Raw genomic sequence first — 19,717 nt, 5'->3', positions numbered from 1 at the left:
GACCGCCGGTCAGGCCGCGGCGGGCGGCGGCACGGGCGCGCCCGGCAGGGAGAGCAGGGCCTCGGTCCCGCCGCCCGCCGCCGGGCGCAGCACGACCGTGCCGCCGCATTCGCGCACGGTCCTGGCCACGATCGACAGGCCGAGGCCGGAGCCGGGCAGCCCGCGGGCGTCCGGCGCGCGCCAGAAGCGTTCGAAGACGTGCGGCAGTTCCTCCGGCGGGATGCCGGGCCCGTGGTCCCGGATGCCGAGCACCCCGTCGCGCAGCACCACCGCCACCCCGGCCTCCCGGCCGGCCCCGCCGAGCGGGTGGAACTTGACCGCGTTGTCGAGCAGATTGACCACCGCCCGCTCCAGCGCGGCCGGCTCGGCGCGCACGTACCAGGGGTCGAGTTCGCTGCCGATGGGCAGCCCGCCGGCGCGCAGCCGGGCGCGTGCCACGGCCCGGGCCGCGATCTCGTGCAGGGCGACGACGGCCGGCTGGGTGCCGCCCGCGGCGGCCTCCGGCCGCGACAGCTCCTGGAGGTCGCCGATGAGCGCGGCCAGCTCGGCCAGCTGCGCGGTCACGGATGCGAGCAGCTCGCGCCGGTCCTCCTCGGGCAGCGGGCGGCCGGTCTCCTCACTGCGCACCAGCAGGTCGATATTGGTGCGCAGCGAGGTCAGCGGGGTGCGCAGCTCGTGCCCCGCGTCCGCGATCAGCTGCTGCTGGAGGTCGCGCGAGGAGGCGAGGGCGGCGGTCATCGAGTTGAACGAGCGGGACAGGCGGGCGATCTCGTCGTCGCCCGACACGGGGATGCGGACGCTCAGGTCCTCGGTGCGGGCGATGTGCTCGGCGGCGTGCGTGAGCCGGTCGACCGGGCGAAGACCGGCCCTGGCCAGGGCCACCCCGACCCCGGCGGCGCCGACGGCCCCGGCCGCGGCGACCGCGGCCAGGACGAAGGCGAGCGCCTGGAGCGGCTCGGAGACCTGGGTCAGCGGCCTCGCCACGGACACCGCGCCGACGGACTCGCCGAGCAGGCCGTCCAGCGGCCGGGTGATGACGCGGTAGTCGGTGCCGTCGGAGCCCTCGGCGTCGTGCAGCGCCTCGGGCATCTGGTTGCGGGCCACGGCGATGTCGGCCTCGGTGACGTCGAGGGTGGCGTGCCCCGCGACGAGGCACGGCTCACCGGAGCCGTCGACGACCTGGATGCTGTAGTCGAGGAGCCGCCCCTCCTGTGTCTGCTCGGCGCCGCAGGCGCGCTGGCCGAGGACCCGGGCCACGCCCGCCGGATCGGCGCGGGTGTTGCGGAGCGCGTCGTCGAGCGAGGAACGCAGCTGGCCGCGGACGAGGAACCAGGCGGCCAGGGCGCACACGGCCACGGCGAGGGCGACGGCGACAGCGGTCAGCAGGGCGAGTCTGGAGCGCAGCGGCAGCCGCGCGTACCGGCTACGCACGCCGTTCGCGCGCGCCCGGCTCGCGCAGCACGTAGCCGACACCGCGGACGGTGTGCACCAGGCGCGGTTCGCCGCCCGCCTCGGTCTTGCGGCGCAGATACATGACGTAGACGTCCAGGGAGTTGGAGGAGGGCTCGTGGTCGAAGCCCCACACGGCGCGGAGGATCTGTTCGCGGGTGAGGACCTGGCGGGGGTGGGCGAGGAGGAGTTCGAGCAGCGTGAACTCGGTCCTGGTCAGCTCCACGCGCCGCGCCCCGCGGTGCACCTCCCGGGTGACGGGGTCCATCCGCAGGTCGGCGAACGTCATGGCCGCCTCGCCGCCCGGCTCGTCCCCGCCGGGGCCGGCGGTGTACGCGCCGCGGCGCAGCAGGGCGCGCAGCCGGGCGAGCAGTTCGTCCAGCTCGAACGGCTTGACGAGGTAGTCGTCGGCGCCGGCGTCCAGGCCGCTGACCCGGTCGCCGACGGTGTCACGGGCCGTGAGCATGAGGATCGGCACCCGGTCACCGAGGGCGCGCAGCCGCCTGGCCGCGGTGAGGCCGTCCATGCGCGGCATCAGCACGTCGAGGACGATGGCGTCGGGCGCCCAGCTCTCCCGTTTGGCCAGCGCCTCGATCCCGTCCGCCGCGGTCTCGGTGCGGTAGCCCTCGAACGTCAGGCTGCGGCGCAGCGCCTCCCGCACGGCGGGCTCGTCGTCGGCGATCAGGATGCGGGAACCGGGGGTGCTGCCAGCCATGGCGCAAGTCTGGCATCAGACGCTGGTCCCCATGCTGCCGAGCACGTCCCTGACCGTGTCGACGGGGATGGCGAAGCCGAGCCCCGAACTGCCCGCGTCCTGCGAGGTGCCGTACATGGCGGAGTTGATGCCGATGATCTCGCCCGCCATGTTGACCAGTGCGCCGCCCGAGTTGCCGTGGTTGAGGGCCGCGTCGGTCTGGATGGCGCGGTAGGTGGTGGTCCCGGCGCCCACCTGCTGCCCGCCCGGGCCGCCCGGCCCGCCACCCGGCCCGTTCTCCTTGCTGACGGTGACCTCGCGGTCGAGGGCGGAGACGATGCCGCTGGTGACGGTGCCGGTCAGGCCCTCCGGGGAGCCGATGGCCACCACCTCGTCGCCGACGGCGACCTCCGAGGAGTCGCCGAGCACGGCCGGCTTCAGGTCGTCGACGCCCTCCACCTCGATGACGGCCAGATCGGAGTCAGGGTCGGTGCCGGTGACGGTGGCCGTGGCGGTGCTGCCGTCGTGGAACGTGACCTCCGCGGTGCCGGAGCCCGCGACGACGTGGTTGTTGGTGAGGATCGTGCCGTCCGCGGAGAGGATCACGCCCGAGCCGCCGCTGCTCCCGGCGGAGATCTCCACGACGCTGGGGGCGACGGCCTCGGCGACGGAGGCCACGGTGCCATCCGTCTCCACGGACACGGTGGTGCCGGTGCCCGAAGCGGCGGACCCGGCGGTCGGCTCCGTTCCCGCGGGGCGGTCGAGCAGGGCGGCGGTGCCGCCGCCCACCGCCGCGGCGGCGATGGCGACGGCGGCCAGCAGGGCCACCGGCGTGCGCGCCCGGCGCGCGGCGGCGTGGCGCGTGGGGGGCTCGGGCGGTACGGGGGGTACGGGGGGCGCTGACGGGGTGGGCTGTGCGCTCATGTCTGCCATGTCTGCGACTGTGCGCCGGCAAGATGAGAGGACTCTGAGCGCAGACTCAGAATCTCCTGCAACCGAAGCGACCCGCCGGCGGCGTCAGTTGTCCGGGCAGCCGCAGGAGCCGCGGATCTTCAGGGTGACGGGGAACTGCCGCAGCCGGTCGCCGGGCCCGCTCTCGCCCGCGGTGCCGTTGCCGGACCTCTGGTCCCCGATCGCCAGGTCGATCGCCGCCCTGGCCATCGCCTCCCGGTCCGAGCCGACCGTGGTCAGCGGCGGATCGGTCAGCGCCGCTTCCTTCACGTCGTCGAACCCGGCCACCGCCAGCTCGCCCGGCACGTCGATGCGCAGCTCGCGCGCCGCCCGCAGCACGCCGATCGCCTGATCGTCCGTCGCGCACACCAGCGCCGGCGGCCGGTCGGGGCCGGCCAGCAGGTCGAGCGCCACCCGGTAGGCGTCGTACCGGTTGTACGGGGCCTTGAACAGCCGCCCCTCGGTGGAGAGCCCCGCCTCGTGCATCGCCTCGCGCCAGCCGGTGACGTGGTCGGTGACCGGGTCGCCCGACTCGGGCGTGGAGTCCACGCCGCCCAGGCACGCCACGTAGGCGTGACCGTGGTCCAGCAGGTGGCGGGTGAGGCGCCGCGCGCCGCCCACGTCGTCGAGCACGACCGCCACGTCGTCGATCGCGTCCGGCCTGCGGTGCAGCAGCACCACCCGGGCGTCCCAGGCGTCGATCTCGGTGGCCGCGTGCTCGCTCGGCCCCTGGCTGATGAGGATGAGCCCCGACACGCGCATGCCGAGGAACGCCCGCAGGTAGTGGACCTCGCGCTCGTCCAGATAGTCGGAATTGCCGACCAGGACCATCTTGCCGCGCTCGGCCGCCGCCTGTTCGACGGCGTGGGCCATCTCCGCGAAGAACGGCTGCCGCGCGTCCGGGACGATGAGACCTATCAGGTCCGTCCGCTGGGAGGCCATCGCCTGCGCGACCCGGTCGGGGCGGTAGCCCAGCTCCTTGATCGCGGCGAGCACCCGCTCCCGCGTGGCCGGCGCCACCGGCCGCGGGCCATTGTTGATGACATAGCTCACGACCGCGGTGGACGTCCCCGCAAGTCGTGCCACATCGTCCCGCGTCACCTTGGCCACGGCGCGTAGTCTACGCGCGGAACTGCCCCGAGGGACACGGGGCCCGCGTCCGCCGGGACGGCCAGGACGGTCAATTCCGGCGCGCGGCGGCTTCCTTGACGACCTGCTCCGCCTCGCGCGTGACCGCCCGCACGTGCTGGTCCTCGGACTTCTCCTTCTCCGGGACGACGAAGCGGTAGCCCACATTCCGCACGGTGCCGATCAGCGACTCGTGCTCGGGACCGAGCTTGGCCCGCAGCCGCCTGACGTGCACGTCGACCGTGCGCGTGCCGCCGAAGTAGTCGTAACCCCAGACCTCCTGGAGCAGCTGCGCCCTGGTGAACACCCGGCCGGGGTGCTGCGCCAGGTACTTCAGCAGCTCGAACTCCTTGAACGTGAGGTCCAGCACGCGGCCCTTCAGCTTCGCGCTGTACGTGGCCTCGTCCACGGACAGGTCGCCGTTGCGGATCTCCATGGGGCTGTCGTCGGTGGACAGCTGCTGGCGGCCGGTGGCCAGCCGCAGCCTGGCCTCGACCTCCGCGGGGCCCGCCGTGTCCAGGACCACGTCGTCGACGCCCCAGTCCGCGGTGACCGCGGCAAGACCGCCCTCGGTGACGATGAGCACCAGCGGGCAGCCGGGGCCCGTGGAGCGCAGGAGCTGGCACAGCGAACGGACCTGCGGCAGATCCTTCCTGCCGTCGACGAGGATGACGTCCGAGCTGGGCGCGTCCACGAGGGCCGGGCCCTCGGCGGGCGCGACGCGGACGTTGTGCAGCAGCAGTTCCAGGGCGGGGAGCACTTGCGAGGACGGCTGAAGGGCGTTGGTCAGGAGTAGCAGCGAACTCATACGGGGGCGTTCCTTCCTCAGTCCTGGCGAGGGGACGATGCGAGCGGCTCTGCCCGGAAAGCGCAAAAGGACCCGAGGTGGCATCAGTGCCCGGGTCCTTCCAACGGAAGCAGCATAGCCGAAACAATTCACCTGGCGCATCGGCATCTATCACACTCGACCCCGTGCTCATGCCCGTCCTCCCGCCGGGGTGGGCGTGCGCCGCGAGCGCGCGGGGGCATCATGGGGCGGCAGGATCGGAACGAGAGCGGAGTCGCGATGGCGAGGGGCACGATCCGTTACTGGGCCGCGGCAAAGGCCGCGGCCGGGACGGCGGAGGAGGCGTACGAGGCGGGCACGCTGGCCGCGGCGCTGGCCGACGCCCGCGACCGGCACGCCGACCGGCCCGACTTCGCGCGGGTGCTGGTGCGCTGCTCCTTTCTGGTGAACGGCGCGCAGGTCGGCCCGCGGCCCCACGAGAGTGTGACGCTGCCAGAGGGCGGCACGGTCGAGGTGCTCCCGCCGTTCGCTGGAGGGGCGCGATGACCGCCCCGGTCGGCGCCCCCCGGCTCGCGGCGGGGCCGCGGCACCGCGCCAGGTCACCGATCGTGCCGCCCGGCGCGCGACCCGCCGTGCTGACCGCGCTGCTCGCCGCCCTGCTCGCCGCGACCGCCCCGATCGGCCAGGCCGCGGCGCTGCCCGCGGTGGTGGTGCTCCAGGCGGTGACGGCGGCCGGCTGGTTCCGGCTGAACGGGATGTGGCCGGCCAGGCAGGGCATCGCGCTGGCCTTCGCGGGCGGCCTGACGGCCGATGCCGCGGTGCTGGCCGCTCCCGCGGACCGGGCGCCCGAGGCGGTGGCCGGGGTGCTCGGGGCGTGGTTCCTGCTGGTGCTGGTGCTCCAGCTGCGGCACCGCGGTTCCGCGGACGAGCGCCTCGACTCGCTGACGGCGACGTCCGCGGCCACGCTGCTGACCGTGGCCGCCACCGGCCACCTGGCCGCGGTGGACGTCTCGGGCCGGGCGGTCGCGGTGACCGCGGCCGCGGTCGCGGCGGCGGTCCTGCTGCGGGCGGTGCCGGGTCCCGCGTTCCTCTCCTTCCTGCTCGGCCTGCTCGCGGCGGTGGGGACGGGGGCCTTGGCGGCGGGCCGGGTGGACGGGTTCGGCACGGACGCGGTGGCGCTCGCCGCCGCGGGCGGGGTGTGCGCGCTGATCGGGCACCGGGTGGCGAGCTACGACTTCCCTTCGCGCTTCGTGCACTTCACGGCCGGCGTGGCGCTGCCGCTGACGGCCGCGGCGCCCGCGGTATATCCGCTGGCCCGGGCGCTGATGTGAGGTGCCGGGCGTGTAACGGGCCTGCTGCAACGGCCGCCCCCTCCCCCGGGCGCCCGGACCGGCGGGTTAGGCTCGCTCGACTTTCTGGAGACCACAGGGGGATTCGGCCCGATGCGCGCACTGCGAATAAGTCTGATCATCTTTGGCGTGCTGATCGTGCTCGCCATCGTTGCCGACCGCGTGGCGCTGTGGATCGCCGAGGGCGAGGTCGCCTCCCGGGCCCGTGACACCCTCGGCCTGACGGAGGAGCCGAGCGTGTCCGTGCAGGGCTTCCCCTTCCTGACGCAGGTCGTCGGCGGCAATCTGGACCGGGTCGACCTCGGGCTCGACGAGTACACGGCGCAGGTGGACGACCAGGAGCTGGTCGTTCAGGAGCTGGACGTGCAGCTGAACGACGTGGAGCTGACCGACGGCTATTCCGGTGCGGTGGCCGGGCGCGCGGAGGGCGAGGGCCTGATCGACTACGAGGAGCTGACGCGCGCCTACGGGGAGCTGCTGGCGATCAGCGGCAACGGCTTCGGCGTCGAGTTCGGCTACGCGGAGGAGGGCCGGCTGCTGCTGACGCTCCAGGCCACCGTGCTCGGGCAGAGCCTGGACGTCGGCGAGGTGCCGGGCGAGATCGTGCTGGACGGCGACACCATCCGGCTCGAAGTCGACGATGCGGCCATTCCGGACACCGGCGGCGAGGAGGTGCAGGCGGCGATCCGCGAGCAGCTGGACCAGGAACGCACGCTCAGCGGCCTCCCGGACGGCCTCACGCTGGACGAGGTCGAGCCGACGCAGGACGGCCTGTCCCTGGGGATCACCGGCAGCAACGTCGAGATCGGCTGAGCCGGACCCCATCGGCGATCCCGGAATACAGACACAGACGTCTCATTATCCGGAACAGCGGTGACATGAGCGCCGCCACGTCCGTACGATCGCGGTCATGATGCGACAGGCTGCGGGCACCCCCGCCGGGGGGCTGACGAAGCGACGGGCGGTCGACCTGTGCCGCGTCGCGGCCATGCTCTGTCGCCGCGACGGCTGACGACCGCGCCTCGCCTCCACGAGCCTGCGGCGTCGTTCCGCGCGCCTTCCGCCACGCCGGCGCAGCGCCCCCCGGTACCCCCGATCGCCGAAGGAGAACACGCATGAGCCGCAGTGACGTCCTCGTGGACGCCGACTGGGTCACCGCCCACCTCGACGACCCGGAGGTCGTCCTCGTCGAGGTCGACGAGGACACCTCCGCCTACGACAAGAACCACATCAGGAACGCGGTGCGGATCGACTGGAAGCGGGAGCTCCAGGACCCGGTCCGCCGCGACTTCGTGGACCAGGCCGGCTTCGAGGCGCTGCTGTCCGCCAAGGGCATCGGAGTCGACGACACGGTCGTGCTGTACGGCGGGAACAACAACTGGTTCGCGGCCTACGCCTACTGGTACTTCAAGCTGTACGGCCACCAGGACGTGCGCCTGCTCGACGGCGGCCGCAAGAAGTGGGAGCTGGACGCCCGCGAGCTGGTCGAGGAGGTGCCCGAGCGCGCCGCCACCCAGTACACCGCCTCGCCGCAGGACGTATCGATCCGCGCCTTCCGCGACGAGGTCGTGGCGGCCATCGGCACGCAGAACCTGGTGGACGTGCGCTCCCCCGACGAGTTCAGCGGCAAGCTGCTGGCCCCCGCCCACCTGCCGCAGGAGCAGTCGCAGGTCGGCGGCCACATCCCGTCCGCGCGCAACATCCCCTGGTCGAAGTCCGCCAACGACGACGGCACCTTCCGTTCCGACGAGGAGCTGACGGAGCTGTACCAGGACGAGGGCGTGGACCTGGCCAAGGACACCATCGCCTACTGCCGGATCGGCGAGCGCTCGGCGCACACCTGGTTCGTGCTGCACGAGCTGCTCGGCGTGCCGAACGTCAAGAACTACGACGGTTCGTGGACCGAGTACGGCTCGCTCGTCGGGGTGCCGGTCGAGACCGGCCCGGCCAAGTAACGCGGCCGGAGGCCGCAGGAAAGGGAGGACGCGCGATGTGCGGAGCGAAGCCAGGCGGCCCCGACGCCGCCACGGCGACCGCGGGACGGACCACGATCCAGGGCTCGGTGACCAGGGACGGCGAGCCGGTGAACGGATATGTCCGCCTGCTGGACAGCACCGGTGAGTTCACGGCGGAGGTGCCGACCTCGGCGAGCGGCCAGTTCCGCTTCTACGCGGCCGGGGGGACCTGGACCCTGCGGGCGCTGGTCCCCGGCGCCTCGGCGGACCGCAAGGTCGTGGCGGCCGAGGGCGGGCTGACCGAGGTCAGCATCGCCGTCTGACGCGCGCTGCCGCGCGCGGGCCGGACACATGCGGAAGGCCGCGCTCCCCTGGCGGGGGGCGCGGCCTGATTGCCCCGTTGGTGTGCGGTCAACTCGTGGGCGTACGTCGGTCCGTGCCGTGTTTCTCCGTGTTGTAGGCGGCTCTCAGTAGACGAGCGCCCGGACGCCGTCGGGCATGATCTCACTCAGGAATACCTGTGCCCCGGCGATGCGGACGCCGTCGATCACGTCCTCCTCCTCGATCCCCCTCCGGGCGGCGCACTGCGTGCACAGAGTGATCCGCCCCCCGGCCTGGATACCGTCGATCAGGTCCGGCAGCGGCGCCGCGTGCGGCAGCTGGAACTCCGCCGCCCGGCCGGGAACGGCGAACCACGCCGCCTCCCCGGTCAGCCACAGCGAGACCTCCACGCCGCTGGCGGCGGCCAGCGCCGCCACCGTGAACGCCTGCGAGCACCGCTCAGGGGCGTCCGCCCCTGCCGTCACCTTGATCACCAGCTTCTGAGCCATGGCGCCACCGTAGCCCGGAGGGCCTTCGGCCCTACCGGGTCGTGCCGCAGGTGCCGCAGACCCAGTCGCCTCGCGGACCCTGATGCATAGCTCCACCACAGTTCGGACAACTCATGATCACACCCTTTCCACGCGCTTAGACGCAAGAACGTCCGAACGCGTTCAGTCGCAGTGATCACAAAACGGTCAAGGCCGCCCAAGCGACGGGCCCGGGCGGCCCACCTCACTGAGATTCCCCGGCAGCCGAGGACTAGACTCGGCCGCGGACGGATTTCACATTCCCAGCGGCACCACGAGGAGCATCTGTGCTAGAGGCTTTCTTCATCACCCTGGTGGCACTGGTCGTGGTCGCCGGCGGCGCCTTCACGGCCCTCGTTGTGATGAAGCTCTACCAGGGACAGCGCTGATACCCATGATCGAGATTCCGTCCGACCTGCACCCCTCGCTGGTACCGCTCGCCTTCCTCCTCGGCACCTGGCAGGGCGCCGGGGTCGCCGACTTCCCCGGCGATGAGGCGTGCAACTTCGGCCAGGAGGCGACCTTTTCGCACGACGGCCGCGACTTCCTGGAGTACCACTCGCGCTCCTGGCGGCTCGATGCCGAGGGCAAGCGGCTCGACCCGCTGGAGTCCGAGCACGGCTACTGGCGGATCAAGGAGCGCCAGATCGAGGCCGTCATGATCCGCGACCAGGGCGTCGCCGAGGTCTGGTACGGCGAGCTGGCCGAGGGCAAGCCGCAGATCGACCTGGCCACCGACGCGGTGGCCCGCACCGGCGCTTCGCCCGCGTACACGGGCGGCAAGCGGCTGTACGGCTACGTGAACAGCGATCTGATGTGGGTCGGTGAGAAGGCCACCCCCGAGGTGCCGCTGCGCCCCTACATGTCGGCGCACCTGAAGCGGGCGGTCGACCCGCGGGAGTTCGTGGCGGACATCAAGGACCTGCCTGACGACGGCATCGCGTTCTTCCGCTAGATACCGCTGGATACCGCTGGATACCGCTGGGTCCGGTAGATCCCGAGGCCCCGGCGCGGCCGGGGGATGTGGTGCGTCCGGTAAACGAACCGGCGCGCAGCGCCACGCACTTGCTATCGTGGGCGCACGGCCCGGCGGCACGCGGCGGCCCGCGTTCGGGGGCGCGGGGGGCCCAAGCACTGTGCCCCTGGCCGCAGTCACGGCGGCCAGGGGCACTACGCCTTGCCTCGGGTGGCATGCATGCAGAGGCGGACCAGAGGCTTACGTGTCCGACCGTACCACGGCCGCCAACCCCTGTCCCGGGAGCCAGCGATGACCGACCAGGTGCCCGCCTGGATGTCCCGCGCCTTCTCCTCCTCCCGGCTCGGGCCCTACCTGCGGGCCACGGGCGGCGAGGCGAAGGCGGCTGTCCGGCTCTACTGGTGGAACGTGGAGGCGTCCGCCGCGCTCTACGGCCCGCTGCACTGCCTGGAGATATCCCTGCGGAACGCGCTGCACCGGGAGTTGAGCACCGCGTTCGGCCGGCCCGACTGGTGGATGGCGGCCCCGCTGAACGACGCCTCGATGCGGCTGGTGACCGCCGCACGCCGCAAGTGCAGGAACGAGCTGGGGTACGGCCCCGGCAGGCGGCCGGTTCCGCACGACAGCGTGGTCGCCGGGCTCAACCTGGGGTTCTGGGTGGCGCTGCTGAGCAAGGGCGGCCGGGGCGGCGCCTACGACCGGCGGCTGTGGGTGCCGACGCTGCACAAGGCGTTCCCGCACTACTCGGGGCGCAGGGACGATCTGCACGCCGTACTCGACTCGCTGCGCAGGCTGCGCAACCGGATCATGCACCACGAGTCGATACACCGGCGCGACCTGGTCGGCGACCACACGGCCATCTACCGCGTGCTCGGCCACATCGACCCGGTGGCCGCGAAGGAGGTCCAGGCGCTGGACCGCTTCCCCACCGTGCTCGGGCACCGGAAGGCCGCGCGCGAGGGCGGCCGCACGCCCCGCTTCTGAGGCCGCGGCGGCCCGGCCGCGGCCACTCAGGGAATTTTGAGCTTGGTGGCGTAGACATCCTCCGGTGACCACCTCACCGGCCGCCGGCCTGCTCGTCGTCGACGACGAGCCCAACATCCGTGACCTGCTGGCCCAGACGTTCCGCCTCACCGGTTTCACCGTGCGCTGCGCGGACAGCGGCGTGGCGGCGCTGAACGCCGTGCGCGCGCGGGAGCCGGACCTGATCGTGCTGGACGTGGTGCTGCCCGACCTGGACGGTTTCGACGTCGCCCGCACGCTGCGCCGCGACGCCTGCCAGGTGCCGGTGCTGTTCCTCACCGCGCGGGACGACGTCACCGACCGCGTGGCCGGGCTCAGCGCGGGCGCGGACGACTACGTCACCAAGCCGTTCAGCCTGGAGGAGGTGGTCCTGCGCGTCCGCGCCATCCTGCGCCGGGGCGCACCCGCCCCCGCGCGGGCGGCGGACACCGTGCTGCGCTACGCCGACCTGGAGCTGGACGAGGAGGCCCACCGCGTGCACCGCGGCGGCCGGCGCGTCGACCTGTCGCCGACCGAGTTCCGGCTGCTGGGCTACCTGCTCAGGAACGCGGGCCGGGTGCTCAGCAAGGAGCAGATCCTGGACCGGGTGTGGTCCTACGGCTTCGGCGGCGACGCCAGGATCGTGGAGAGCTACGTGTACTACCTGCGGAAGAAGATCGACGCCGACCGCCCGCCGCTGATCCACACCGTGCGCGGCGTCGGCTACGTGCTGCGCGGCACGCCGTGACGCTGCGCACCCGCCTCGTGCTGATCACCGCGGCGCTCAGCGCGCTGGCGCTGCTGGCCGCGAACGCGGCGGGCATCGTGCTGCTGCGGACCTACCTGACGGACCGGGTGGACGAGCAGTTCGCGGCGGCCGGGGACCCGGCGGACGGCGTGACCGCCGGCCGGCTCGCGTCCCTGGCGAACGCCGACCGGGAGAGCCGCGAACTGCTGGGCGACCGGTTCGGCGGCGGCAGCCGGATCTACGTGTTCGGCGGGGACGGCGCCCTGCTGGCCGCCGTGCCGGCCGCGGAGGCGCCCGGGGGGCCGCGGCTGCCGCCCGCCGGGGAGCTGCGGGCGCGGGCGGGCGGGCCGTTCACCGTGCCGGGCCACGGGGGCGGCGCCTCCTGGCGGGTCGACGCCAGGACCGCGGAGGACGGCGCGCTGGTGGTCACCGCGTTCTCGCTGGCGCAGGTCGACGCGACCGTCGACCGGCTGCTGCTCATCGACGCGGCCGTCCTCGGCGTGGTGCTGCTGCTGCTCGCCGCCGCCGCGGCCTGGGTGATCAGGCTCGGACTGCGCCCGCTGACCAGGATCGAGGCGACGGCCGGCCGGATCACCGGCGGCGACCTGGCCCGGCGGGTCCGCGGGGCGCACCCGGGGACCGAGCCCGGACGGCTAGGACTGGCCATGAACGCGATGCTCGACCGCGTCGAGTCCGAGATCACCGCCCGCCGGGCGTCGGAGCAGCGGCTGCGCCGCTTCCTCTCCGACGCCTCGCACGAACTGCGCACCCCCCTGACGTCGATCCGCGGCTTCGCCGAACTGGCCCGCAGGGGCGGGGACGCGGGCCAGGCGCTGGCCAGGATCGAGGCGGAGGCGACGCGGATGGGCGTGCTGGTGGCGGATCTGCTGCTGCTGGCCAGGCTGGACGAGCAGCCGCGGCTCGGTCGCGCCCCCGTCGACCTGCTCGCCCTCGCCGCGGACCTGGCCGGCGCGGCGCGCGTCCAGGCTCCGGAACGGGCGATCTCACTGACCGGTCACGGCTTGGGCGGGGACCGGCCGGAGCCGGTCACGGTGTGCGGCGATGCGCTGCGCCTGCGGCAGATCGTCGGCAATCTGCTGACGAACGCGCTGCGGCACACCCCGCCCGGCGCCGCGGTCACCCTGCGGGTCGGCCGGGCCGGGGACGCGGCGGTGGTGGAGGTCGCCGACACGGGGCCCGGCATTCCGCCGGAGCACGTGCCGCGGATCTTCGACCGCCTGTACCGGGTGCGCGCGGGCGCCGGCGCGGACGGCGGCGCGGGCCTCGGACTGCCCATCGCCGCGGCGCTCGCGCAGGCCCACGGCGGGCGGGTCGACGTCGAGACCGCCGTCGGGGAGGGCACGACGTTCCGCCTGACCCTGCCCCTGGCCGGCCAGGACGGGGCGGGCGCGCCTCACACCGTCCGCAGCGCGCCGCCGTCGACGGGGACCACCGCCCCGGTGACGTAGCCCGCGGCCGGGGACAGCAGGAACGCGGCGACGCGGCCGAACTCCTCGGGCTCGCCGTAACGGTTCAGCGGGATCGACGAACGGGTGCGGGCGCGGGCGTCCTCGTCGGCCGCCGCGTCGAGATCCCGCATCCTGTCGGTCGAGATCCGGCCCGGCAGCAGCCCGAACACCCGCACGCCGCGCGGCCCGTGCTCGTCCGCCAGGTCCTTGGCGGCCATGGCGAGGCCGGGGCGCAGGCCGTTGGAGATGCCGAGGCCGGGGATCGGCGACCGCGCCGAGGTCGACAGGACCAGGCCGACCGCGCCGCCCTCGCCGAGGTGGCCGACGACCGTGCGCGCGGCCCGCACCGCGCCGAGGAACACCGACTCGAACGCCGCCCGCCACTGCTCGTCGGTGGCCGCGCCCGCGGTGCCGGGCGGCGGACCGCCCACCGAGATCAGCGCGCCGTCGAGCCGCCCGAACCCGTTCACCGCCGCCTCCACCAGCCGCCCGGGGGCCGCCGGGTCGGCCAGGTCGGCGGCCAGGCCGACGGCGCGCCCCGCGCCGCCGAGGCGTTCGACGGCGGCCGTGACGTGCGCCGGGTCGCGGGAGGACACCACCACCCGGGCGCCGTCCGCCACCAGCGCGGCGGCCGTCGCGTACCCCAGGCCTTTGCTGCCGCCGGTCACCACGTACACGCGGTCGGCCAGTCCCAGATCCATCGCCTTTTCCTTCCCTCGCCTGTGCCTCGTCCGCGGGCGTTCCGGCCCCGCTCCGCGTTCCCAGCGTTCTCCCAGCCGGCGCGCAGGGGCCGCCCACCCGCGGCGTACAGCATCCTCGCCATGAAACCGAACAGGAAACCCCTGACCCGCGCCCGGCGCGCCCTGACCGCCGCGGCACTCGGCGCCGCCCTGCTCACCGCCTGCGGCGGGGGCGACGGCGGCGACGGCGGCCAGGTCGCCGCCGTGGACGGCGGCGCGTCGCCGGACGCCGCCGCGGGCGACGCGGACCCGGCCGAGCAGGGCCGGAAGTTCGCCGAGTGCCTGCGGGAGAACGGCCTCGAGGTGCCCGACCCCGACCCCGCGACCGGGGAGCTGGACCTGACGGACGCCGCCGGGGAGGGCGAGGGCCGCGACGCGCTGATGACCGCGTTCGAAGCCTGCCGCGACCTGGCGCCGGAACAGTACGCGGAGCAGCCCGAGCCCGGCGCCGAACAGCTCGACGCCATGCGGGAGTTCGCCGCGTGCATGCGGGAGAACGGCATCGACGTGCCCGATCCCGACCCGGCCGCGGGCCTGGAGCCCGGCGCCGTCGACCCGGCCGCCCCCGGCTACGACGCGGCGCTCGAAGCCTGCCAGGAGCACCTGGACGGCATGGGGAGGGGCTGAGCGATGAAACTCCGCACCGCCCTGATCACGCTGGGCGCGGTGGCCGCGGCCGGAGCCGCGGGGGTGGCCGCCGCGGGCTTCGGAGGCGCGGACGGCGCCGGCGCGGCGGACGCCGGGCCGGACGGGCCGCCCGCCACCGCGGAAGTGACGACCGAGACGCTGACCAGGACCGAGGAGGTCACCGGGTTCCTCGGCCACGGCGACCCGCTCACCGTTCAGGCGCAGAACGGCTCGGGCATCGTGACCTGGCTGCCCGAGCCGGGCGACACGGTGGGCCGCGGCGAGCCGCTGTACGCCGTCAACGCCGTTCCCGTGCCGCTGTTCCACGGCGCGGCGCCGCTCCACCGCACGCTGGAACCGGGGGCCGCGGGCGAGGACGTGCAGCTCGTCGAGCACAACCTCGCGAAGCTCGGCTACACCGGATTCACCGTCGACACCGAGTACTCGGACGCGACGGCCGAGGCGGTGACGCGGTGGCAGCGCGACCTCGGCGCCGAGGAGACGGGCACCGTGGGGCCCGCCGACGTGGCGGTGGCCGCGGGCACCGCCCGGGTGCAGCAGCTGCACGCCGCGCCGGGCGCGCCCGCGGGCGGGCCCGTCCTGGACGTGACCGGCACCGAGCGGCGCATCGGCGTCGACCTCGACGCCGGTCTCGAAGACCTGGTGAGCGAGGGCGCCGCGGCCGGCGTCGAACTGCCCGACGGCACCGCGGTCGAGGCCGTGGTCGCGGAGATCGGTGCGGCCACCGCGGAGGCCGCCGAGCCCGAGGGCGAACCGGCCGTCACGATCCCGCTGGTCCTCACCGTGGCCGACCAGGAGGCGCTCGGCACCTACCAGGCCGCGCCCGTCACCGTCCTGCTGACCGCCGAGCGGCGCGCGGACGTGCTCGCGGTGCCGGTGGGCGCCCTGGTCGCGCTGCGCGAGGGCGGCTACGGCCTGGAGGTGGTGTCCGGCGGCACCAGCAGCTATGTGCGCGTCACGACCGGCCTGTTCGCGCGGGGTCTGGTGGAGGTCGAGGGCGAAGGCATCGCCGAGGGAACGGTCGTGGGGGTGCCCGGATGACCGCGGAGGGCTCCCTGCCGCCCGTGGTCGAGCTGCGCGGAGCGGCCCGCGGCTACGGCGCGGTGACGGCGTTGCACGGCGCCACGCTGACGGTCGAACGCGGCGAACTCCTCGCCGTCGTCGGCCCGTCGGGCTCGGGCAAGTCGACGCTGCTGAACGTGATGGGCACGCTGGACCGGCCGACGTCCGGCACGGTGCGCGTCGACGGGCACCGCATCGACGCGCTGTCCGACCGGCAGCTGTCGGCGCTGCGCGCCCGGGCGATCGGGTTCGTGTTCCAGCAGTTCCACCTCGCCCCCGGGGTGCCCGTGCTCGACAGCGTCGCGGACGGGCTGCTGTACGGCGGAGCGCCCCGCGGGCGGCGCCGCGCGCTCGCGGAGGAGGCGCTGCGCCGCGTCGGCCTCGGCCACCGGCTGCGGCACCGGCCGCACGAGCTGTCCGGCGGCGAGAAGCAGCGGTGCGCCATCGCGCGCGCGGTGCTCGGCGACCCGCCGCTGCTGCTGGCGGACGAGCCGACCGGCGCGCTGGACTCGGCGTCGGGCGCGGCGGTGCTTTCGCTGCTGCGCGAGCTGAACGCGGCCGGCACCGCGGTCGTGGTCATCACGCACGACCGCGAACTCGCCGGCGCGCTGCCGCGGCGGATCGCGTTGCGGGACGGCCGGATCGTCGACGACACCACGGCGCGGCCCGCGGCCTCCGGGGGCGTGCGGTGAGCCGCCGCGGCCGGACGGACGCGCCGGTGGCGGCGCGGCTGCGGCCCGCCGACGTGCTGCGCACGGGCGGGGCGGGGCTGCGGGCCCGGCCGATGCGGGTGGTCCTCTCGGCGCTCGGCATCGCGCTCGGCATCGCGGCGATGATCTCCGTGGTGGGCATCTCCTCCTCCGGGCGGGCCGATCTCGACCGGCGGCTCGACGCCCTCGGCACCAATCTGCTGACGGCCGCGCCCGGCCAGGCGTTCGGCGGCGGCCAGGCACACCTGCCGGACGAGGCGCTCGCGATGATCGCCCGCATCCCGCCGGTCGAGGCCGCCGGTGCGACGGGCCGCGTCGAGGCCGACGTCTACCGCAACGACCGCGTTCCGGCCGGGGAGACCGGCGGGCTCGGGGTGTGGGCGGCGGGTCCCGGGCTGCCGGACACGGTCGGCGCCGAGGTCGCCGAGGGCGACTGGCTGAACGAGGCGACCGGCGCGCACCCGGCGGTGGTGCTCGGCGCGGACGCCGCGCGGCGCCTGGGGGTGCACCGGGTGGGGCCCGCGGTGCAGGTGTGGCTCGGCGGCCGGTGGTGCACGGTGACCGGCATCCTGCACCCGGCGCCGCTCACGCCCGAGCTGGACGCGGCGGCGCTGGTCGGCTGGGAGTTCGCCGAGCGGGAGCTGGGCTTCGACGGGCACGCGACCACCGTGTACGCCCGCGCCGCGGAGGGTGCCGTTCCGGACGTGCAGGCGGTGCTCGCGGCGACGGCCAACCCGGCCGCGCCGAACGAGGTGGAGGTGTCCCGCCCCTCGGACGCGCTCGCCGCGCAGGAGGCGGCCGACGACGCGCTCGGCGGGCTGCTGCTCGGCCTGGGGTCGGTCGCGCTGCTCGCCGGCGGGGTCGGGGTGGCGAACACCATGGTGATCTCGGTGCTGGAACGGCGTTCCGAGATCGGGCTGCGGCGTTCCCTCGGCGCGACGCGCGGGCAGATCCGCGGCCAGTTCCTCGTCGAGTCGCTGCTGCTGTCCGCGCTGGGCGGCGCCGGCGGCGTGGTGGCGGGCATCGCCGTCACCGGCGGCTACGCGGCGCTGCGCGGCTGGCCCGCGCTCGTTCCCGCCTGGGCGACCGGCGGCGGACTCGCGGCCACGCTGGCGATCGGAGCGGTGGCGGGCTTCTATCCGGCGCTGCGCGCGGCGCGGCTCTCGCCGACCGAGGCACTTACGGCGGTTTGACGCCGGGTCCCGCAGGATGGGACACGCCTCCTCGCACGGACCCCGTCCCGTCCCCTCGGGCGGGGTCCGTGTGCTTTTTCTCCTTCTACACTGGGCAACGTGGTGAGCACCGACTGGCAGACCGATCTGCGCAACCGCGGCTACCGGCTGACCCCGCAGCGGCAGCTGGTCCTGGAGGCTGTCGAGAAGCTGGAGCACTCCACACCGGAGGACATCCTCACCGAGGTGCGCCGCACCGCGGGCGGGGTCAACATCTCGACCGTGTACCGCACGCTCGAGCTGCTCGAGGAGCTGGGTCTGGTCTCGCACGCCCACCTGGGGCACGGGGCGCCGACATACCACCTGGCCGAGCGGCACGACCACCTGCACCTGATGTGCCGGGACTGCGAGCAGGTGCTGGAGACGGATCTGGAGGTGGCCGAGCCGTTCGCGGAGCGGCTGCGGCAGAGCTTCGGCTTCGAGACCGACCTGCGGCACTTCGCGATCTTCGGCCGCTGCGGCGACTGTTCGGCGCGCAGGGCCGCGGGGCCCGGGCCGGCCACGCCGTAGGCTGGAGACATGCCGTCCTACTCCAGTCCCCTGCTGTCCCTGCCCGGTGCGGTCGCCGCCGACGAGCCGGACGCGGGGGTCGCCGCACACTACGGGGATCTCTTCCGGGAGCAGCGTGCGCTGGCCGCGGGCGAGGGATTCGTCGACCTGTCGCACCGGGACGTGGTCACCGTCTCCGGCGCCGACCGGCTGAGCTGGCTCCATCTGCTGCTGACGCAGGCCGTCGCCGAGCTGGCCCCCGGGCACGCGACGGAGGCGCTGATCCTGTCCGCGAAGGGGCACATCGAGCACGCGCTGTACCTCGTGGACGACGGCGGCACGACGTGGCTGCACACCGAGCCGGGCACGGCCGGGCCGCTGATCGCGTACCTGGAGAGCATGAAGTTCTTCTACCGGGTGGAGGTCGCGGAACGGACCGGGGAGTTCGCGGTGGTGCACCTGCCCGCGGGGTCGATCGCGGCCGATCCGGCCGGTGCGGTGGTGCGGCAGACCGCGTACGGGCGGGACGTGTTCCTGCCGCGCGCCGAGCTGCCCGCGTTCGCCGCCGCGCACGGGCCCGCCGCGGGCGTGCTCGCGTTCGAGGCGCTGCGGGTGGAGGGGCACCGGCCACGGCTCGGCCGCGAGACCGACCACCGCACCATCCCGCACGAGCTGGGCTGGCTGGAGACGGCAGTGCACCTGCACAAGGGCTGCTACCGGGGCCAGGAGACGGTCGCCCGCGTGCAGAATCTGGGCCGGCCGCCGCGCCGCCTGGTGTTCCTGCACCTGGACGGCAGCGAGGTGCGGCTGCCGGAGCACGGCGCCCCGGTGCGGCTGGCCGCGGACGGCGCCGAGGGCCGGGCGCTCGGCGTCGTCACCACCTCGGCGCGGCACCACGAGCTGGGCCCGATCGCGCTCGCCGTGATCAAGCGGAACGTGCCGGCCGACGCGGAGCTGCTCGCCGGGGACACCCCGGCCGCACAGGAGACGGTCGTCGACGCCTAGGCCGCCGGGCGTGTGGCGGCCGTCATACGTCGAGCAGCACGGTGAACGGACCGTCGTTCGTCAGCGAGACCCGCATCTTCGCGCCGAAGCTGCCCGTTTCCACGCGCGCCCCCAGCGCGCGCAGGTGCGCGCACACCGATGCGACCAGTGGCTCGGCCTGCGCGCCGGGGGCCGCGGCGCTCCAGGTGGGGCGCCGCCCCTTGGCGGCGTCACCGTAGAGAGTGAACTGGGAGACGACGAGCAGCGGGGCGCCGACGTCGGAGCAGGACTTCTCGCCGTCGAGGACCCGCAGGGTCCACAGCTTGCGCGCCAGCCTGGCCGCCGTTTCCTCGGTGTCCGTGTGCGTGGCGCCCACCAGCACACACAGGCCCTGGCCCACGATCTCACCGACAGTCTCGCCGTCCACCACGACGGCCGCGCCGTCCACGCGCTGCACCACTGCTCGCATGACCGCCATCATGCCGGAACGTTCCTC

23 protein-coding genes and 1 pseudogene are annotated in these 19,717 nt (G+C 74.5%); 16 read left to right on the top strand and 8 right to left on the bottom strand.

Annotated elements, in window-relative coordinates; genetic code table 11:
* Positions 1–9: 9 nt before the first annotated feature.
* The 5 genes from STBA_RS20935 to STBA_RS20915 all read right to left on the bottom strand — a co-directional run bounded on the left by STBA_RS20935 (position 10) and on the right by STBA_RS20915 (position 5,030).
* On the bottom strand, positions 10–1,431 hold the full coding sequence (locus tag STBA_RS20935; protein ID WP_077060724.1) for a HAMP domain-containing sensor histidine kinase: 1,422 nt from the start codon (positions 1,429–1,431) through the stop codon (positions 10–12).
* Entirely contained in the window at positions 1,424–2,164 is a 741-nt protein-coding gene (locus STBA_RS20930) for a response regulator transcription factor (RefSeq protein ID WP_077060723.1), read from the bottom strand. Before STBA_RS20930 ends, STBA_RS20935 begins: the two co-directional genes overlap by 8 nt.
* Before the next feature lie 15 nt (positions 2,165–2,179).
* Positions 2,180–3,076, bottom strand: a complete 897-nt coding sequence (locus STBA_RS20925) for a trypsin-like peptidase domain-containing protein (RefSeq protein ID WP_079252060.1) — start codon at positions 3,074–3,076, stop codon at positions 2,180–2,182.
* An 84-nt stretch (positions 3,077–3,160) separates the two neighbouring features.
* Positions 3,161–4,204, bottom strand: a complete 1,044-nt coding sequence (locus tag STBA_RS20920; RefSeq protein ID WP_077060721.1) for a LacI family DNA-binding transcriptional regulator — start codon at positions 4,202–4,204, stop codon at positions 3,161–3,163.
* Positions 4,205–4,274: 70 nt separating this feature from the next.
* On the bottom strand, positions 4,275–5,030 hold the full coding sequence (locus tag STBA_RS20915; protein ID WP_077060720.1) for a response regulator transcription factor: 756 nt from the start codon (positions 5,028–5,030) through the stop codon (positions 4,275–4,277).
* 258 nt (positions 5,031–5,288) lie between these two features.
* Between STBA_RS20915 and STBA_RS20910 the strand changes: the two genes are divergently transcribed.
* The 6 genes and pseudogenes from STBA_RS20910 (at position 5,289) to STBA_RS20890 (ending at position 8,636) form a co-directional block, all read left to right on the top strand.
* Positions 5,289–5,555 carry a MoaD/ThiS family protein gene (locus STBA_RS20910; protein ID WP_077060719.1) on the top strand — a complete coding sequence of 89 codons (267 nt, stop codon included), beginning with the start codon at positions 5,289–5,291 and terminating at the stop codon, positions 5,553–5,555.
* Positions 5,556–5,605: 50 nt separating this feature from the next.
* A pseudogene (locus STBA_RS20905) lies at positions 5,606–6,340 on the top strand (hypothetical protein); the annotation flags it as partial.
* A 111-nt stretch (positions 6,341–6,451) separates the two neighbouring features.
* Positions 6,452–7,171: a DUF2993 domain-containing protein gene (locus STBA_RS20900; protein ID WP_077060717.1), complete on the top strand. Its 720-nt coding sequence runs from the start codon at positions 6,452–6,454 to the stop codon at positions 7,169–7,171.
* Positions 7,172–7,268: 97 nt separating this feature from the next.
* Positions 7,269–7,370, top strand: a complete 102-nt coding sequence (locus STBA_RS39535) for a putative leader peptide (RefSeq protein ID WP_311616287.1) — start codon at positions 7,269–7,271, stop codon at positions 7,368–7,370.
* A gap of 103 nt (positions 7,371–7,473) precedes the next feature.
* Positions 7,474–8,313 (top strand): sulfurtransferase, encoded by an 840-nt coding sequence (locus STBA_RS20895; RefSeq protein ID WP_077060716.1) that lies wholly within the window; start codon positions 7,474–7,476, stop codon positions 8,311–8,313.
* 35 nt (positions 8,314–8,348) lie between these two features.
* Positions 8,349–8,636: a DUF1416 domain-containing protein gene (locus STBA_RS20890; RefSeq protein ID WP_077060715.1), complete on the top strand. Its 288-nt coding sequence runs from the start codon at positions 8,349–8,351 to the stop codon at positions 8,634–8,636.
* 144 nt (positions 8,637–8,780) lie between these two features.
* Here STBA_RS20890 and STBA_RS20885 read toward each other — a convergent pair whose 3' ends face one another.
* Complete coding sequence (locus tag STBA_RS20885) at positions 8,781–9,143, bottom strand: DsrE family protein (protein ID WP_077060714.1); 363 nt, start codon at positions 9,141–9,143, stop codon at positions 8,781–8,783.
* 412 nt (positions 9,144–9,555) lie between these two features.
* Here STBA_RS20885 and STBA_RS20880 point away from each other — a divergent pair, with 412 nt between their 5' ends.
* From STBA_RS20880 to STBA_RS20865, 4 genes are all read left to right on the top strand, one after another.
* Entirely contained in the window at positions 9,556–10,116 is a 561-nt protein-coding gene (locus STBA_RS20880) for an FABP family protein (protein WP_077060713.1), read from the top strand.
* A 312-nt stretch (positions 10,117–10,428) separates the two neighbouring features.
* On the top strand, positions 10,429–11,121 hold the full coding sequence (locus STBA_RS20875; RefSeq protein ID WP_077060712.1) for a hypothetical protein: 693 nt from the start codon (positions 10,429–10,431) through the stop codon (positions 11,119–11,121).
* 64 nt (positions 11,122–11,185) lie between these two features.
* Positions 11,186–11,887: a response regulator transcription factor gene (locus tag STBA_RS20870; RefSeq protein ID WP_077060711.1), complete on the top strand. Its 702-nt coding sequence runs from the start codon at positions 11,186–11,188 to the stop codon at positions 11,885–11,887.
* Positions 11,884–13,356, top strand: a complete 1,473-nt coding sequence (locus STBA_RS20865) for a HAMP domain-containing sensor histidine kinase (protein WP_077060710.1) — start codon at positions 11,884–11,886, stop codon at positions 13,354–13,356. Before STBA_RS20870 ends, STBA_RS20865 begins: the two co-directional genes overlap by 4 nt.
* On the opposite strand, the gene STBA_RS20860 is transcribed toward STBA_RS20865, so the two are convergent.
* Entirely contained in the window at positions 13,302–14,057 is a 756-nt protein-coding gene (locus tag STBA_RS20860; protein WP_077060709.1) for an SDR family oxidoreductase, read from the bottom strand. The two genes, STBA_RS20865 and STBA_RS20860, sit on opposite strands and share 55 nt — an antisense overlap.
* 120 nt (positions 14,058–14,177) lie before the next feature.
* Between STBA_RS20860 and STBA_RS38895 the strand changes: the two genes are divergently transcribed.
* The 6 genes from STBA_RS38895 to STBA_RS20835 all read left to right on the top strand — a co-directional run bounded on the left by STBA_RS38895 (position 14,178) and on the right by STBA_RS20835 (position 19,242).
* The gene (locus STBA_RS38895) at positions 14,178–14,723 is read left to right on the top strand and encodes a hypothetical protein (RefSeq protein WP_253194881.1); all 546 of its coding nucleotides are present in this window, start codon (positions 14,178–14,180) and stop codon (positions 14,721–14,723) included.
* A gap of 3 nt (positions 14,724–14,726) precedes the next feature.
* Positions 14,727–15,785, top strand: a complete 1,059-nt coding sequence (locus STBA_RS20855) for a peptidoglycan-binding domain-containing protein (protein ID WP_253194879.1) — start codon at positions 14,727–14,729, stop codon at positions 15,783–15,785.
* Entirely contained in the window at positions 15,782–16,498 is a 717-nt protein-coding gene (locus STBA_RS20850) for an ABC transporter ATP-binding protein (RefSeq protein WP_077060708.1), read from the top strand. The genes STBA_RS20855 and STBA_RS20850 overlap by 4 nt, the downstream gene beginning before the upstream one ends.
* On the top strand, positions 16,495–17,709 hold the full coding sequence (locus STBA_RS20845) for an ABC transporter permease (protein WP_077060707.1): 1,215 nt from the start codon (positions 16,495–16,497) through the stop codon (positions 17,707–17,709). Before STBA_RS20850 ends, STBA_RS20845 begins: the two co-directional genes overlap by 4 nt.
* Positions 17,710–17,808: 99 nt before the next feature.
* Complete coding sequence (locus tag STBA_RS20840; protein ID WP_077060706.1) at positions 17,809–18,258, top strand: transcriptional repressor; 450 nt, start codon at positions 17,809–17,811, stop codon at positions 18,256–18,258.
* Between the two features lie 9 nt (positions 18,259–18,267).
* A complete protein-coding gene (locus STBA_RS20835) occupies positions 18,268–19,242 on the top strand; it encodes a folate-binding protein YgfZ (protein ID WP_077060705.1) in 975 nt (324 codons plus the stop codon).
* Positions 19,243–19,264: 22 nt separating this feature from the next.
* Here STBA_RS20835 and dtd read toward each other — a convergent pair whose 3' ends face one another.
* Entirely contained in the window at positions 19,265–19,690 is a 426-nt protein-coding gene (gene dtd, locus STBA_RS20830; protein WP_077063467.1) for a D-aminoacyl-tRNA deacylase, read from the bottom strand.
* Positions 19,691–19,717 lie beyond the last annotated feature (27 nt).

This window comes from Streptomyces sp. MP131-18, assembly GCF_001984575.1.
GTDB lineage: Bacteria > Actinomycetota > Actinomycetes > Streptomycetales > Streptomycetaceae > Streptomyces > Streptomyces johnsoniae.
The sequence above is the reverse complement of the archived record's forward strand: the minus strand, read 5'-3'. Positions and strand labels throughout refer to the sequence as shown.

Bases quoted from the DNA above. Each gene is read 5' to 3' on its own strand.
- STBA_RS20930 (WP_077060723.1), bottom strand. From the start codon at position 2,164: ATGGCTGGCAGCACCCCCGGTTCCCGCATCCTGATCGCCGACGACGAG.
- STBA_RS20925 (WP_079252060.1), bottom strand. From the start codon at position 3,076: ATGGCAGACATGAGCGCACAGCCCACCCCGTCAGCGCCCCCCGTACCC.
- STBA_RS20915 (WP_077060720.1), bottom strand. From the start codon at position 5,030: ATGAGTTCGCTGCTACTCCTGACCAACGCCCTTCAGCCGTCCTCGCAA.
- STBA_RS20910 (WP_077060719.1), top strand. From the start codon at position 5,289: ATGGCGAGGGGCACGATCCGTTACTGGGCCGCGGCAAAGGCCGCGGCC.
- STBA_RS20900 (WP_077060717.1), top strand. From the start codon at position 6,452: ATGCGCGCACTGCGAATAAGTCTGATCATCTTTGGCGTGCTGATCGTG.
- STBA_RS39535 (WP_311616287.1), top strand. From the start codon at position 7,269: ATGATGCGACAGGCTGCGGGCACCCCCGCCGGGGGGCTGACGAAGCGA.
- STBA_RS20895 (WP_077060716.1), top strand. From the start codon at position 7,474: ATGAGCCGCAGTGACGTCCTCGTGGACGCCGACTGGGTCACCGCCCAC.
- STBA_RS20890 (WP_077060715.1), top strand. From the start codon at position 8,349: ATGTGCGGAGCGAAGCCAGGCGGCCCCGACGCCGCCACGGCGACCGCG.
- STBA_RS20885 (WP_077060714.1), bottom strand. From the start codon at position 9,143: ATGGCTCAGAAGCTGGTGATCAAGGTGACGGCAGGGGCGGACGCCCCT.
- STBA_RS20880 (WP_077060713.1), top strand. From the start codon at position 9,556: ATGATCGAGATTCCGTCCGACCTGCACCCCTCGCTGGTACCGCTCGCC.
- STBA_RS20875 (WP_077060712.1), top strand. From the start codon at position 10,429: ATGACCGACCAGGTGCCCGCCTGGATGTCCCGCGCCTTCTCCTCCTCC.
- STBA_RS20860 (WP_077060709.1), bottom strand. From the start codon at position 14,057: ATGGATCTGGGACTGGCCGACCGCGTGTACGTGGTGACCGGCGGCAGC.
- STBA_RS38895 (WP_253194881.1), top strand. From the start codon at position 14,178: ATGAAACCGAACAGGAAACCCCTGACCCGCGCCCGGCGCGCCCTGACC.
- STBA_RS20855 (WP_253194879.1), top strand. From the start codon at position 14,727: ATGAAACTCCGCACCGCCCTGATCACGCTGGGCGCGGTGGCCGCGGCC.
- STBA_RS20850 (WP_077060708.1), top strand. From the start codon at position 15,782: ATGACCGCGGAGGGCTCCCTGCCGCCCGTGGTCGAGCTGCGCGGAGCG.
- STBA_RS20835 (WP_077060705.1), top strand. From the start codon at position 18,268: ATGCCGTCCTACTCCAGTCCCCTGCTGTCCCTGCCCGGTGCGGTCGCC.
- dtd (WP_077063467.1), bottom strand. From the start codon at position 19,690: ATGCGAGCAGTGGTGCAGCGCGTGGACGGCGCGGCCGTCGTGGTGGAC.